At 67.5% G+C, this 14,125-nt stretch carries 10 protein-coding genes; 3 read left to right on the top strand and 7 right to left on the bottom strand.

Features of this window, described 5'->3' with window-relative positions:
* Window positions 1–217 precede the first annotated feature (217 nt).
* On the bottom strand, window positions 218–898 hold the full coding sequence (locus tag OG700_RS17715) for a hypothetical protein (protein ID WP_405614646.1): 681 nt from the start codon (window positions 896–898) through the stop codon (window positions 218–220).
* A 532-nt stretch (window positions 899–1,430) separates the two neighbouring features.
* On the opposite strand from OG700_RS17715, the gene OG700_RS17710 reads away from it, so the two are divergent.
* The gene (locus OG700_RS17710) at window positions 1,431–2,600 is read left to right on the top strand and encodes a hypothetical protein (protein ID WP_405621777.1); all 1,170 of its coding nucleotides are present in this window, start codon (window positions 1,431–1,433) and stop codon (window positions 2,598–2,600) included.
* Complete coding sequence (locus tag OG700_RS17705) at window positions 2,597–3,088, top strand: hypothetical protein (protein ID WP_405614644.1); 492 nt, start codon at window positions 2,597–2,599, stop codon at window positions 3,086–3,088. The genes OG700_RS17710 and OG700_RS17705 overlap by 4 nt, the downstream gene beginning before the upstream one ends.
* 66 nt (window positions 3,089–3,154) lie before the next feature.
* On the opposite strand, the gene OG700_RS17700 is transcribed toward OG700_RS17705, so the two are convergent.
* Entirely contained in the window at window positions 3,155–5,212 is a 2,058-nt protein-coding gene (locus tag OG700_RS17700) for a tetratricopeptide repeat protein (RefSeq protein WP_405614642.1), read from the bottom strand.
* 242 nt (window positions 5,213–5,454) lie between these two features.
* Between OG700_RS17700 and OG700_RS17695 the strand changes: the two genes are divergently transcribed.
* A complete protein-coding gene (locus OG700_RS17695; RefSeq protein WP_405614640.1) occupies window positions 5,455–8,727 on the top strand; it encodes an AfsR/SARP family transcriptional regulator in 3,273 nt (1,090 codons plus the stop codon).
* A 939-nt stretch (window positions 8,728–9,666) separates the two neighbouring features.
* Here OG700_RS17695 and OG700_RS17690 read toward each other — a convergent pair.
* The 5 genes from OG700_RS17690 to OG700_RS17670 form a co-directional block, all read right to left on the bottom strand.
* On the bottom strand, window positions 9,667–10,578 hold the full coding sequence (locus OG700_RS17690) for a hypothetical protein (RefSeq protein ID WP_405614638.1): 912 nt from the start codon (window positions 10,576–10,578) through the stop codon (window positions 9,667–9,669).
* A 259-nt stretch (window positions 10,579–10,837) separates the two neighbouring features.
* Window positions 10,838–11,110: a DNA-binding protein gene (locus OG700_RS17685; RefSeq protein WP_398987145.1), complete on the bottom strand. Its 273-nt coding sequence runs from the start codon at window positions 11,108–11,110 to the stop codon at window positions 10,838–10,840.
* Complete coding sequence (locus OG700_RS17680; RefSeq protein ID WP_405614636.1) at window positions 11,107–11,835, bottom strand: hypothetical protein; 729 nt, start codon at window positions 11,833–11,835, stop codon at window positions 11,107–11,109. The genes OG700_RS17685 and OG700_RS17680 overlap by 4 nt, the downstream gene beginning before the upstream one ends.
* 12 nt (window positions 11,836–11,847) lie before the next feature.
* Complete coding sequence (locus OG700_RS17675; RefSeq protein WP_405614633.1) at window positions 11,848–13,869, bottom strand: hypothetical protein; 2,022 nt, start codon at window positions 13,867–13,869, stop codon at window positions 11,848–11,850.
* On the bottom strand, window positions 13,856–14,113 hold the full coding sequence (locus OG700_RS17670; RefSeq protein ID WP_405614631.1) for an S-type pyocin domain-containing protein: 258 nt from the start codon (window positions 14,111–14,113) through the stop codon (window positions 13,856–13,858). Before OG700_RS17670 ends, OG700_RS17675 begins: the two co-directional genes overlap by 14 nt.
* Between the last annotated feature and the right edge of the window lie 12 nt (window positions 14,114–14,125).

Here is a 14,125-nt window from a genome sequence, read left to right as displayed (position 1 = left end):
GCAGGTCAGAGCGACTACTGCCGTTCAAGAGCCGTTGATTCCCAAGCTCAGAGCGCGAGTTCGATTCTCGTCACCCGCTCCACGACGAAGGCCCAAGTCAGCGACTTGGGCCTTGTTTGTTGTCTATACCATAGGTTACCTGAATCACAGGTCACGGATGGGGCTGAACTGTGCACACGCGAACCGTTCCCGGAATTCCGCCGGATGTGTGCAGCGCTCAGGACGAATTGCGTTGCACCCTCGGGTAGCCAATCCCTCCGATTTCCTCAGCCACGTCCGACAGGCTGGTCGCCGGGTTCAGGCCCGACACGAGCGCGGGGGTCAGCGGTCGCAGCGCGTACACGTGGCGGACCGCTGCGAGGTTCACGGGGGCCTCGTAGTAGTCCTCGGCGAAGCGCTGGTACGCCTCGGGGGAAGGGTCCGTAAGGAGGTGGAACAGCCGGTTCGCGCCGTCGGGGTCGTCGTAGCCCGCTGGGAAGTCAATCGTTCCGCGTCTCCACCGGGTGTCAGCCGTCTCGCGCCATATGCAGGCCGTCACGGCAGGCACGTGGTCCCCATTGCTGAAGGCGGGCTCCTCCACACACGAGAGGAAGGCCGAGGGAACACCGTCGATCACGCCCGGCCAGACTTCGCCGTCGTTTGCGCCCAGGCTCATCGGCGAATCGTGATCGAACCCGCGCACGTAGGCACCTGCCGACGAGAAGACGATGGAGTACTCGTCCCCCGATCCGTTGCGCATCGAAGCCATCTCCTCACCCTCGGCCCAGGCGGAGTTGAAGGAGTAGTACCGGTACTCCCAGTCAGGGCTGAGGATCGTGTCGAGCACCGCCAAGGAACGGGACAGGTTCCGCAGGTCACCAATGGCAGGCAGTCGGCGCGCGACGTCGTATGCGGTCATGCGCTCATCCAGCCCGCTGCCTCTGACAGTCGGTGTCTCAACTAGGGCGTTCACCAGAGCCGCCCTCGCACCGCGATGAATTCGCGCTGACCGGGCAACCTGACGCCGCCACCACAGCCGCCGCTCACCGCCTCCTGCGGCGACAGCGAGCATGGAACCGCCGAACGGTCCGCAGCCAACGAGCAAGCCGTCGACACGGCGGACGGGGTGTTCACCGTGTCCCATCAGGGACGAGAACACGAACATCCTCGCCGAGGACCCGCACTGGATCGGCTCCATTGAGTAGCGCCCACAGCGCTGTCGGCTGCCCAGCAGAACGCTGCAAGGTTCTCGCAAGGGTCCATCGAGCCTTCCGTCCCCCCTGCCGGGCATCCCGTCGGTAGAAGCAGTTCGTGGCACTCGGAAGAGAATTCAACAGGGGGACCCCATGGCGGCGTTGAGCAGGACCGGATCGAGTACGACCGAAGCGAGCAGGTGCGCAACGGGCACCATCGAGGCGAACGCGGCTGAGTCACGGGAGTGGCTGACCCTGGTGGGGCGCAAGAAGATACTCGCAGTGGTCCACACTGTGACGTACGGGAAACGACTGCTCGATGTGCTTTCCTTGCTGGAAGCCGACTTTCGGCTCCAAGTCGTCTTCACGGCACCACCGCACGCCTTCGGCGGCGACGTGCCCGCCTTCCTCGCAAGGCTGGGAAGCGTGGTACTGCCATGGGACCAGGTGACACGCATGACGTTCGATCTCGCCCTCGCGGCCGGGCCGCGCGGCGTGCAGTACATAGACGCGCCGCTGATCACTCTGCCGCACGGCGCCAACTACTTGAAGCGGGTGATCGGGGGAGCGAACGCGGGCGTGGCAGGGTTGCGCAGGCAGGACCTCCTGCCCGGCGGGCGGCTGCCGGCTGCGGTGGTTGTGCCGCACCACGCCGAGCTGCGCGAGCTGGCGCGCTACTGCCCGGAGGCGGTCCCGCTGGCACACGTGACCGGCGATCCCGTACACGACCGGATCACCGCCAGCCTGCCGCTGCGCGCCGCGTACCGCCGCGCGCTCGGGCTCGGCGAAGGACAGAAACTAGTCGTCGCGGTCTCGACTTGGGGAGCGCACTCGTCCTTCGGCCGGTTCGACGCGCTGCTGCCGCGGCTGATCGGCGAACTGCCAGCGGCACGCTACCGTACGGCCCTGCTCGTACACCCCAATGTGTGGGCCGGGCACGGGGCTTATCAAGTCAGGTTGTGGCTGGCGCGGTGCGGTCAGCTGGGAATCAGGGTCGTGCCGCCTGAGGCGGACTGGCGCAGCATCCTGATCGCGGCGGACTGGATGATCGGTGATCACGGCTCGGTCACTCTCTACGGGACGCTCACCGGTGCGCCGATGCTGCTGGCCACTTCGCCGGAGCGGGAGATCAATCCGTCGTCGCCAGCAGCGGCCCTCGCCGCCCAGGCTCCGACACTGTCCCCCACCTACCCGCTGGTTGAACAACTCGATTACGCGGCAAAGGAGTACCGGTCGGAGGAGTACGCCGCGATCAGGTCGCGCATCACGTCGGAGCCCGGCCGGTTCAACAGGAACATGCGCAGGCTGATGTATGGGCTCCTGGGGATCGGCCAGCCCGCCCACGAGCCGGTGACCGTCCCATTGCCGGAGCCGCCACCGCTGCCGCTGGCCCCGTGGGCGCCGGGACGCGGGGAGGCGTCGGCGTGAAGAGGTTCGTCGTGGTCGAGGCGAGCCCATTGTTGGATGTGCTGCACGCGCGTTGCAGCGACACGTCGTTCGACGTGCGGCTGAGCCTCGCGGACCGTGTCCACGGCACATCGGTCATAGACGAGCACCTCGTCGTGGATGTGGATGCCTGCCAGAACGCCTACCTGCTGGCCTGCGCGGATGTACTCCAGGGAAGCCAGGCGCACTCAGTTGCCGACGCACTGCACCGGTTGATGGAGCTCGTTTCGGTCCACCCGTCCTGCGGTATCGCCGCGGTATCCCTGGCCGGTGACGGTGCCGGAGGCGCGAACGGCTGGGCCGTGGCCAGCGGCTCGGACCGGTCTGTGGTCCTCGTACCGTACGACCCGCAAGGGCCACATCAGGTCTCCGCAGAGCGGTCGTTGCTGCCGTCGTGCCTGCACGCCTGGCTGGTGGCGGGGCGCTCGTTGCGGGAATGGCCGTACGCCCACGACGCGCCGTCCATCTGAGCGGCACAAGCTGAACCACACACCGGGACCGGGCCGTCCACAACGGCTCGGTCCCACCTTGCCGGATCACCCGCTCCCGCTGAGGCGACGCGCGTCGCCGGGGCTCGTGGTCTCGAACAGAGCGAGAGCCCGCGCGAGGAAATCCTCTGCGGCTGCCGTGTCACCATGCTCCGCAGCACTCTCACCCAGCATCTCCAGGGTGCGCGCCCGCCAAAAGGCCGCCCCGGACCCGGTGAACACCGCCAGCGCCTCGTTCATCCGCGCCACGCCCTCCTCGTACGCGCCCGTCCGGACACCGGCGCGCCCCAGGAATGCGAGGGCCCGTGCGGCGTCATGCGGGTCGTCCACCGCCACCATCGCGGCATAAGCCCGGGTAAAGCAGTCAACCGCCTCTTCCGGGGCGTCCGCCGCGAGTGCGATCTCGCCGAGCGTGGTACGGGCGAGAGCCGCGCCTCGCGGGTAACCGCAGCCCTCCCACACGGAGATCGCCCGGTTCAGGTACGTCACGGCATCGGCGGGCCGCCCGGCCTCGCGATGGCACGCGCCGAGGCCCAGCAGCGCCTGGCCCTCGTCCCGTACGTCACCGACTTCGCGCGCGGCCTGGAGGGAGTCCCGATACCAGGCGGCGGCCTCCTCGGTACGGCCGGCGCCCCCCAGGCCAATGGCTCCCGAGTTGAGCATCTGGCGCTCGGCCGTCCTGTTCCCGGCCTGTCGGGCAGCGTCCAGGCCGATCTCGTGCGCCTCAATCCAATCGGCATAGTGGCGTAATCGCAAGAAAAGGGGCCACAGGGCATCCACGAGCATCCAACTCGTGTCGTACCAGCCGCTGTTCGCCGCGAGCTGAACGGCGCCCAGCAGTTGCGTCCGGTGGGAGTCGAGCCAGCCGAGCGCGGCGATGTCGTCGGAGAACGGCAACGGAAGATCCGGCCGGTGAACGTAGGTTCTGGGGAGCGTGAACTGCACCGGCGTCAGCCGCTCCTGAGCCGCCGTCGCCGTGTGCAGGCACCAGTCACAGAATCGCCGCAGCGCCATCTCGCGGGCGGCCCTCGTATCGTCCTCTTGGGCACGGTCATGCGCGTGGATCCGTACGAGATCATGGAAGCGGCAGCTCTCCGGGCCGACGTCCTCCACGAGATTCGCCTCGACCAGCTCGTCCAGTCCGCGCTCCGCCCATTCCGGGGACTCACCACAGGAGGCCGCGGCGATCATCGCGTCGAAGGTACGCACAGGGAGCAGGCCGAGGGTCCTGTAGAGACGCGCGGTCCCGTCGCTCAGCACCGCGTACGACGCGTCCAGAGCCTTGTACACCGAGGCCTCCCCTTCCACTTCGAGCGCGGCCAGTCGGCCACCGCCCGCGTTCCGGGCAAGCGCGTCGGCAAGCGCCCCCACCGACTGTCTCGGCCGTGTCGCGAGCCGGGCAGACGCGAGGCAAACCGCGAGTGGAAGGCCCGCGCAGAGGGCCACCAGGCGGCGGACCGCCGGGAGTTCGTCGGCAACGCGGTCCACGCCGATCCCACGGGTGAGCAGTTCGACACCGGCGGCCGGACCGAGCGCGTCGAGCTGATGGAAGCCCGCTCCCTCCATACGCAGGCCGGTTAGCCTGCGGCGGCTGGTGACGACCACGAGACCGCTCGGCCCGCCGAGCAGCAGGGGCCGGACCTGCGCGGCCGTGAACGAGTTGTCCAGCATGACCGCGATCCGCCGGTCGGCGGTGCAGGACCGCCACAGGGAGGCCAGTTGGACCGCGTCCGTGGACTCGGGCCCGTCGGCCTCCAGCGCCCGGAGGAACTGTCCAAGGATTTCCGCCGGCCCGACCGGCCCACCCGCCGAGTGCCCGCGCAGGTCCGCGTACAACTGCCCGTCGGGGAATTCGGCGCTCAGCGTACGCAGCCATTTGGACACCAGGGTCGTCTTGCCGATTCCGGCCGGACCGCTGACGACGATCAGCGGCAGTCCCGTGTCGCGAAGACCGTTCAGCGACGCGAGATCCTCTTCCCGGTTGGTGAAGTGGGCTGGGACGGGCAGCAGTTGGCGCGGTGGCGCCAGCCGCGTGGGCGCGGCCGGCGCGGGGTGGAGATGAATGCCGCCGTGCACCTCACGGGCCTGGACGGTAGGGCCGTACACTCTCGCCGCGCCACTGATTTCATTGCGCTGAGGCCCTTGCGAGGCCGTACTCGAATCACTCATCCATCCGCCCCCGCAGATCGATCGCCAATTACACGGAGTCTCTACTGTCCTACCCCGGCGCGGCTTGGAATGACCATCAAGAATAAGAACGAATCACGCCAAGTACGGCAACGGTGTTGGCGATATTCGCCACGTGATGTCATGCTCGTGAGCCATCCGACGGACCAGCGGGGGCGCTGGTGGAATTCCAGATTCTCGGACCGGTTGGGCTTCGGCTGAACGGGCAGTGGCTGACGCTCGGATCGGACAAGGAACGAATGTTACTGGCCGCGCTCGCACTTGATGTGGGCCGTCCTGTCGCGATCAGCGAGCTGATGGAACGACTCTGGGACGGCGACCCTCCCGCACGCGCTCGCGAAAACGCGCACACCTATGTCTCGCGCATCCGCCGACGACTGCGGGCCGCCGGTACGGGGCCGGGAGCACCCACCATCGTCGGTAGGGCGCACACCTATACCCTACGGACCGCGCGTGACTCCGTGGACCGGCAGCGCTTCCAACACTTCGTCGACACGGCGTTCACCAGTGACGGTGACGCGCGGGCGGTGGAACTGCTGTCCCGCGCGGAGGAGTTGTGGCAGGGCGAGGCCTTGGCCGGTCTGCCCGGCTTCTGGGCGGCGACCGTACGGCGGACGCTCACGGAGACGCGCCTGAGCGCCAGCTCGTCACGCATCGCAGCCGGACTGCGGCTGGGACGCTTCGCCGAGCAGGTCGGTGAGCTGTCCGCGTTGGTCGAGCACCACCCCGGGGACGAGACACTGCTTGGGCAGTTGATGCTCGCGTACTACGGCAGCGGACGGTACGCTGACGCGCTTCGGATCCACCAGCGGGCCCGGCAGTCGCTGATGGCGGAGTACGGGGCGCTCCCCGGCGTCGAGTTGAACACGCTTCACCAGGGTGTGCTGGCCCGCATACCGGCACGTGAACTGGCACACGGGGGTGGTTCGGAGCGAACGGCAGGTCCACTCCAGCCGGTTGCCGGCGCTCCTCCGTCGCCCGAGCCTGAGACGCCCTTACCTGCCGGGCTCCCTCCCGATGTCCCACCGCCCCGGAATCTGCCCCAGCAACCGTCGCTCGTGGGACGCCGGGCGGAGTTACAGGCCCTGAGCTCGATGATCGCCGACAAGGGTGCGCATGGCGGATCGGTCGTGACCGTGGAAGCGGTCAGCGGCATGGCGGGTGTCGGCAAGACGGCCCTGGTAGTCGCCACTGCCCACCTGCTGACCGAGCGGTACCCAGATGGTCAGCTCTACATTGATCTGCGCGGGCATTCCCCCGCCCAGGAACCGCTCACCGCGAGGGCGGCGCTGGCGACTCTGCTGAGGCTGCTCGGCGCGCCGGCCTTCTCCATTCCGGCGGAACTGGAGGGACGTACGGCCCTGTGGCGGACCATGCTCGCCGAGCGCCGAGTGATCATCATTCTGGACGACGCGGCCGGACCCGAACAACTCGGCCCGCTGCTGCCCAGCGGGTCACCGTCCCTGACGATCATCGCCAGCCGTCGACATCTGACCGGTGTCCCTCAGGCGTTGTCGGTCCCGCTCGACGTCCTGTCGAAGGAAGACGCCATCACACTCTTCCGCAGTTTCGCGGGAGAGGAACGCACCCGCGACATCGCGGAGACCGCGCGCATCGTGAGCCTGTGCGGGTGCCTTCCCCTCGCGATCGAACTGGTCGCCCATCGATTCCGGGCCCGTACGTCCTGGACGCTGGGCGTTCTCGCCGAGCGTCTCGCGCGAAGCCCCGGTCGGCTGGCAGAAATTCGCACCGCGGATCAGGAACAGGAGATGACGCGGGCGTTCGCTCTCTCCTATCGGACTCTCACCGCGCAGCAACGGACGACGTTTCGCCGTCTCGGGCTGTATCCCGGACCCGATTTCACCGCCGACGCGGCAGCCGCCCTGCTGGGGCTTCCGCAGGACACGACGGAGCGATTACTCGAAGGTCTGCTGGCCTGCCACCTGCTCAGGGAGCCGGTACCGGACCGCTATCGCTACCATGATCTGTTGCGTGAATATGCCTTCGGCCTATCCAATTCAGAGGACAGCGAGCAGGAACGTCGGCAAGCTGTCGCCCGCCTCACGGATTTCTACGTCACGACGGCCGACCTCGCGGACCGAGTTGCATATCCCCGGCGTGTACGGCTGGACGCACCGTCGCCGCTTCTGTCGACGCCTCCGCCACCCTTGCCGGAGCCCACCGCCGCGCGGGCCTGGCTGGCCGCGGAACGCGGCAACCTCCTGGCCGTCGAAGACCACGTCCGGCGTAACGGCGCCCCTGAGCAGGCGGCCCAACTCTCTTGCACCCTGGCGGGGTTCCTGCAGGCGGAGTGCTACTGGCAGGACGCCAAGAAGCTCCTGCGGCATGCCGTCGTTCACTGGGACCGAACGAACGACAACGAGCCGGCGCTCTGCCGTGCCCTGATCGACCTTTGCGCGGCGGACGCGAGCATAGGGGACTACGCGGAGGCCACGGAGGCGGGGGAACGGGCGCTGGAGATCGCACGTGCGCTGGGCGACGGACCTGCCGAGGCCGAGGCTCTACGTGTCCTCGGCACGCTGAACTGGCATCTCGGCGAGAATCGCAATGCCCTCGTCCTGCTCCAGAAATCCCTGGCCATCAAGTCGCTCTCGGGTGATATCTGGGACAAGGCGCGAAGCCGAAACAATATAGCGGTGACTTTGCTGTTACTCGGGGAACACGGCCGGGCGCTCGCGCATTTCCGTAATGCTCTCAAGGACTTTCGACTAACGGGTGACGAGACCGCGTCAGCCAAGACACTCAACAATATAGGGGAATTACAGATGCAGGCCGGCGAATTGGTGCCGGCCCGTCGTTCGTTCGAGGAATCACTATCTTTTCTGGAAGCCGACGGGAGCCGATACGACCGTGCGACCGCACGCAGAAATCTGGCCCAAGCCATCACGGAGTCGGGTGAGTCCGCAGCGGCTCTTTCCCTGTTCGCTGAAACACTTTCAGAGTTCCGGTCGCTCGGTGATCGGAAGAGCCAGGCCGAGACTCTGATCGGGATCGGCGAGGCATACTGGCGGTTGGGGAGCGTCGAGGAATCAGTCCGACATCTCCTCGAAGCTCTGAAGATCGCGCAAGACATAGGAACGGCCCACCACGAGGTCCAGGCCCTGCGCCGCCTTGGGCGCGCGGACTTGGCCGACGGTCACTTGGCCGCCGCGACGGCCCGGCTGCGAGCAGCGGTGGCTGTCGCCGGCCGCACCCATGATGTCGACGAGGAAATCGCCGCGCGGACGTTGCTGGCGGAGGTGCGACTCGCGGCGGGAGATGTCGATGAAGCGCGCATGACATTACGTCAAGCGTTCGAATTAGTTCGACACCGAGACAATGTCGATGCGCGTAGAATTAGCCGCCGCCTAAATGATATCGAACACATAGGCGACGGCGGATCGGATGCCCGTTCCGTGGTGTACGACGACTAGGGCGAAGTATCGAACTCGGATCCGTCAGTGTGCTGTGTGTTCGATATTTTGATAACCTTCCGAATCTCCATGATCAACACGGAAGGAACCTCGCGCGTGCGCAAAATCCTGACGGTCACCACTCTCGTTTGCTTGACCGTCTTGGGGGCAGGGGCGACGACAGGCGTCGCAGCGGCACTCCCAGGGAACTCTCAGAAGAGCGGCTGCATCATGATATAGGACAGCACACCCGTTCCAGACGTGATGTCGTGGCCACCGTCACCGGAGCGTACGGATGGATCAGCAGCCGACCCGCTCCGTGATATGCGGGCCCCTACACCCGTCTCGTACTCGGTGCAGGGGCCTGCGCTCCAGCAGTCCTCGTTTGCCGCGCTGTGGTGGACGTCGGGCTCCCCGGCCCTCGTTGTGGTTGCTTGATGCCGCTGCTATCGCCCCGACGAACCTGCCTGGCCCAGTCACCGTGTGGTTCGCCTTACGGACGTGCTGACGTTCCAGCAACGGAGCAGTCTTCGGTCCCCCAATGGCAGTCCAACCCCAACCCAGCCCTTCAACGCGGTACACCAAAGTCAAAAACGGTCAATCCAGGAGGGCCCCAGCGGCTCGTCCACCCAAGTAGTCCCTGATCAGACCCCTGCGGTCTGCCTGGGCGCCGTGGATTCCCAAGCTCAGAGCGCGAGTTCGATTCTCCTCACCCGCTCCACGACGAACCCCCAGGCCGGCGGCCCGGGGGTTGTTTGTTGTCTAGACCGTTTTCCGGCCTTGTGACTTTCGCGTGCCGTAGGAGACCGCGTTCTGAGCCAAACTGAGGCGCCGGACCAGCGGGACGCTGGTCCGGCGCTCAGAGATGGTTCATGCCTCTCATGAGACCAGCCCATCAACGTCGCGCAGACGCGGAACAAGGGGTGGCCAGAAACCCCTCGCCACCTCCCTCCGCCGAACTCAGAGGCTGACGTCAGCGTCCGCCGAGAAGACTGAGGACTCCCTCAGCGCCATGGCCAGGCCCCTCAGTTCGTCAAGCACGGCCACACTCTGGAAAATGGTCTGAAGGGATGTGTTGATCTGCTGGGAGGGGCGGCGCAGCTGACGGCTGGAAGATCCGAACATGCTGATCATTGCCATGACTTCCTGGAAGGCGCCCGCCGCGTCCTGTACTTCCTCGGGGGACGTGAGGACCTGCTCCAGCACATCCTCCGCGCCCTCAGGCCATTCACAGCGCGGCGTGCTCGCCGCCCATTCCAGGAACGCCCGGAACGCGTCGACACTGACCCCCATGCGCGCTGCGAAGCGCTCGGCCGCTGCGGACAGGTCGTCGGCCGGCCCTTCGATGGCTTTGGCCAGGCGGTTAATCACAGCCATCCGCGTGTTCATCGAAGCCCCTGGATGGTTGACACGGGCCATATCCTCGCCGATCAGTCCCATCATCTCCCCGAGGTCCGCCAGGGCGGACTCCACGTCGGCCATGTCGCCGGAGATGGCCTCCAGCTCCGCTTCCGCCTCGACGACCAGATCAAACAGGCCGGGGGCATCCTCGTCGCCCCCGGCGGTCGAGTCCGCGCCCGGCTCGGGGGTCGATCCCCCGGGGAGCGACAGGACACTACCCCGGCCCAGCACCTCCGCCAGCACGCTCGTCAGTTGCCGCTGGGCGGTCACGGTGTCGGCGGGGTGTGACGGGAACGGGATCCGAGGCGTGGCTCCGAGGCCCGGGAGTTGTTCGGTTCCCTCCGTGACATGGACGGTGCACCGACCGAGGGCGTGTCGCGCTCCCAGCGCGAAGGACAGCTCCGCCTCGGATCCGCCGAGGTCGGCGACGACGATGTCCACTTCGGTGAGCATGCGCAGCAGTTGGTCCATGGGCAGGCCAGCCTCCATGAGCTTGTCCGCTCGTAGGAAGGTGACACCGAGCTGCGCACACGCGGGACGCACGACGTCCTCATAGAGGACGGTGGACCGGTGCCGCTCCCCCGGAGGGGAATGACCAGGAGGGTCGGCGGCGGTGGTGGTTCCGCAGATGGCGAGACAAGTGGGCATGGCAGCTTCCTTAACGGTGGGTCCGGGGAGGCCCTGTCGGTGGCCGGGCAGCCGACAGGATGTGGTGGGTGGAGGGTGGAGGTCAGTCGAAAAGAGTGAGAGCCACTCCGTCGGCGACCTCGTCGGCGAAGACCGGGCGTTCCTCGATGCCCAGTGCGCTCAGGAGGTCCACGGTGAGCACCCGGTGGCGTCGGCCGACGCGCACCGTGGGGCAGGGGAAGGCGTCCTGGGCCACCAGGCGGTAGGCCGTACCCAGGCACATTCCGTAGGCTCTGGCCGCCGTTCGGAGATTGACGCTGACCGGGAGGTTGAAGATCTCGCGGAAGGTCAGGGGTGTTTCGACACGGTCGGTCATCTGCTCCTCCGTACACGGCGCAGAGAGACCGTGGCGACCTGGCGACCCTGGCCCGAGAATCCGACGCTCGTGGCGGCGTCGGCCACTCCCCAGGTCTGGGCCAGGACGCCAAGGCGTACGCCCTCGACACGGTGAGCGGGAACGGTGATCCGCACCGTGGCCGAGAGCCCGGGGTGGCGCGGAACTGGGTCATAGTCCGCCTGCCAGTGGTCCGCCGCCTCCCCTTCGACGGGAGCGCCGCCGGCCCGCTCCACGTCGTCCACGGCCATTTCGAGGCGAGCGTGGCGCCATACGTCGTACACGCGTGAACAGGCTGAACGCAGCACAGTCCCGCCGGGGTCGGGGTCATCCGTCGCAAGACCGGCCAGCGCTTCGAGGTAGCAGGTGATCAGTTCGGCCTCGACGTCGCCGCGTTCGGCACGGAAACGCCAGGCGATCTTGTAGGCAGTGCGGCGGAGCCCCGGGAGTCCCAGCCACACGACGGCCTCCGGCCAGTCGGACCCGAGGACATCGGAGTGGACACGCTCCGCGATCTGGTGCCACAGGCTCGCACGTGCCTCGGAGCAGGCAGAGCGGTCATAGAGCAGTTGGCGGGCCCGTACGAGGGCCAGTGGTACACCGGTTTGGTCCGACCCGTCGTAGAGACGTAACAGGGGCCTGGGCTCGCTGTCGGCACAGTGACGCTCGACGGCGGCGAAGATGCCGGGGTGAGGGGGAAGTGACATCGGTCCTCCTGATCATTCGGAGTTGGAGACAGGTGATTCGCCGCGCCACGCGACCAGCGCCTGGGCTGCCAGCTCCTTGCCAGGCATCGCGTGCGGACCCCTCTCGACGGCCAGAAGCCAGCGAAGAAAGCCAGGTTGGCGGGCGGACACCAAGCCATCGAGGAGTTCGCTCAGTGCCCGGGCCTGGTGCTCCTCGCAGGCCGCCTCGGCACACCAGTCGAGGAGGGCATCGCGCATGGCCGGGAAAGCGGCCGACTCGTTCAGGGCATGTGCTGCCAGCTGAACCGTGCTGGATGCCAACTCGGCGTCGGCGAGGATCTGGTCGCTCCACCACGAGAGGTCGGTGTCCACCATCATGGGAAAGCAGAGGGCCGTCAGCCGGCTGAGAACGTCATCCGGTCGTGTCCAGTCGCACATCCGGCGCAGGACGGTTGTCCTGGCGCCGGAGTCCCCGGCTTCGAAACGCCGCACCAGCGTCTCAGCGACGACGGACGGGGCGTCCGTGTCGTCGTCCAGGGTTGTCATGAGCCGATGCAGCAACCACAGAGCTTGCTCTTCCGTGACGTGGCCGCGGTCCGGGTGGCAGGCGCGGACCACCGTCTCGCGCAGCGGCGCCGCAGTCGTGACACTCCACTGTTCGAGCAGCTCAGCCGCCACCCTTCCCGCTGCCGGGTCCTGAACAGCCGCCCCCAGACACCACCCCGCCACCTGGGGAGCCGGGCGTGACGGAGCCAGTGCCAGGTCACGCAGGTGTTCCATGGACCGTCCGCCGGTCGCCACCGCCATGGCGGCGACCGCCCGCCCAGCCCGTTCGATCTGCTCCACCTCATAGCCGGGAGCGGCGAGCCAGGAGTGCAGCAGGGGCACGAGATCCGTGTGGTCACGGCACAGGACCTCCCACACGGCCTCGCTCACAGCGGGCCAGAAGAAGGACACCGTGTCAGTGGTTACGTCCGCAGCCCAACGCCCATGGCGCGCCCCGAGAAGCCGCAAGGTCTCAGGCCAGGGCCGCTGGCGGGTACCCGCCGGCGAGCGACCGTGGGAATTCGAGGCGCCGGTATCCTGCTCCCATCCCGACCTCCCGAGTCGGAGCAGATCCCCGGCACGCTCCGTCACCACGCTACGGTGCAGCCCTCCATAGACGGTGACGGCGAGCAGGTCGGCGCGGAGGACGGGATCCGTCTGGGACCGGGCGACGACTTCGGCACCCTCGGCTCGGGCCACGTAGTGCAACACCTCGGTGCCGGTCGCACCGCCCGCGACACCCAGCCGGAGCGCGGCCTCCGCCGCCCGCGCCGCGTAGCGGGGCGGAAGTCCTTCGGGCAGCAACTCGTCGAGTTGGCCAGGCTCCAGAGCCCGCAGCCACTCGGCGCACGCTTCCTCGTCGGAGGAGCCGTCGGCGAGATGGGCGCTGAAGACCTTCCATGCGTCCGGTGAGTAGTGGCGCACCACCGGCATGCCCAGGTGGTCCGCCAAAGCGGTGGCCAGCCCTGGGGCATCCGTGAGAACGATGATCAGACGTGCCCCGGCCTCGGCCAGAGGCGTCTCCAGGCGGGACAGATCCCATGCCCGGAGCGCGAACGGGTCCGGGGGCTCCATCACCAGGTATCCGCGCACCCCCTGAGCTCGCGGCCCCCAACGGGAGAAGTTGACGGCCCGGTCCACCTGGACGAGCACGGGCTCCTCGCTGCCATGGGCCAGCAGGTTGAGGGCGTGCGTCTCACGTCCTGTCCCCGGCTCTCCGAGGAGCACGGTGACGCCGGAGTCAAGCGCGGTAAGCGCGTCCTCGAAGCCGGGCGGCGGCACAAAGCGCCTTCTCGCCGTCTCAAGGTGCTTTGCCCGTACGGGGCCCTGCCGCATCGGCCCCGTTGCCTTGCCGCCTTCGGCCGGGTGAGACACGGTGTGCCGCTGGTCGCCCGTCACCAGGCCGGTGTTCACGGTGCTGTGTGGAGCAACGACCACCATCTCCCGGCCGGCCAAGGCTGCTACGAGAGCGTCGAGGTCGCCGCTTTGAGGAATCTCAGATGTCTCCATCGGCCCCACCGTCGACGTGGCCGGAATGCTCGATGGTGGTGACGTGCTGTCCGCCGTGGACGGTGCCGGTGTTGATGATCCCGCGTTCGGCGTTCAGAACCGTCGCCGGGGATGCCTCCGTTTCAGGACCGGTCTCCGGCAGCTGGCTGCGGCCGGTCACCGGCTCCGCGATCTCTCGCTGTCGGGGGAACGCGACGACGTCGTCCGTAGTGCGATTCTCTTCTGCTCGCATGTCGCCCTTCAATGCTCTGGACAC

It is taken from the genome of Streptomyces sp. NBC_01508 (assembly GCF_045040315.1).
Classification (GTDB): domain Bacteria; phylum Actinomycetota; class Actinomycetes; order Streptomycetales; family Streptomycetaceae; genus Streptomyces.
This window is presented reverse-complemented; position numbering and strand designations above follow the sequence as displayed.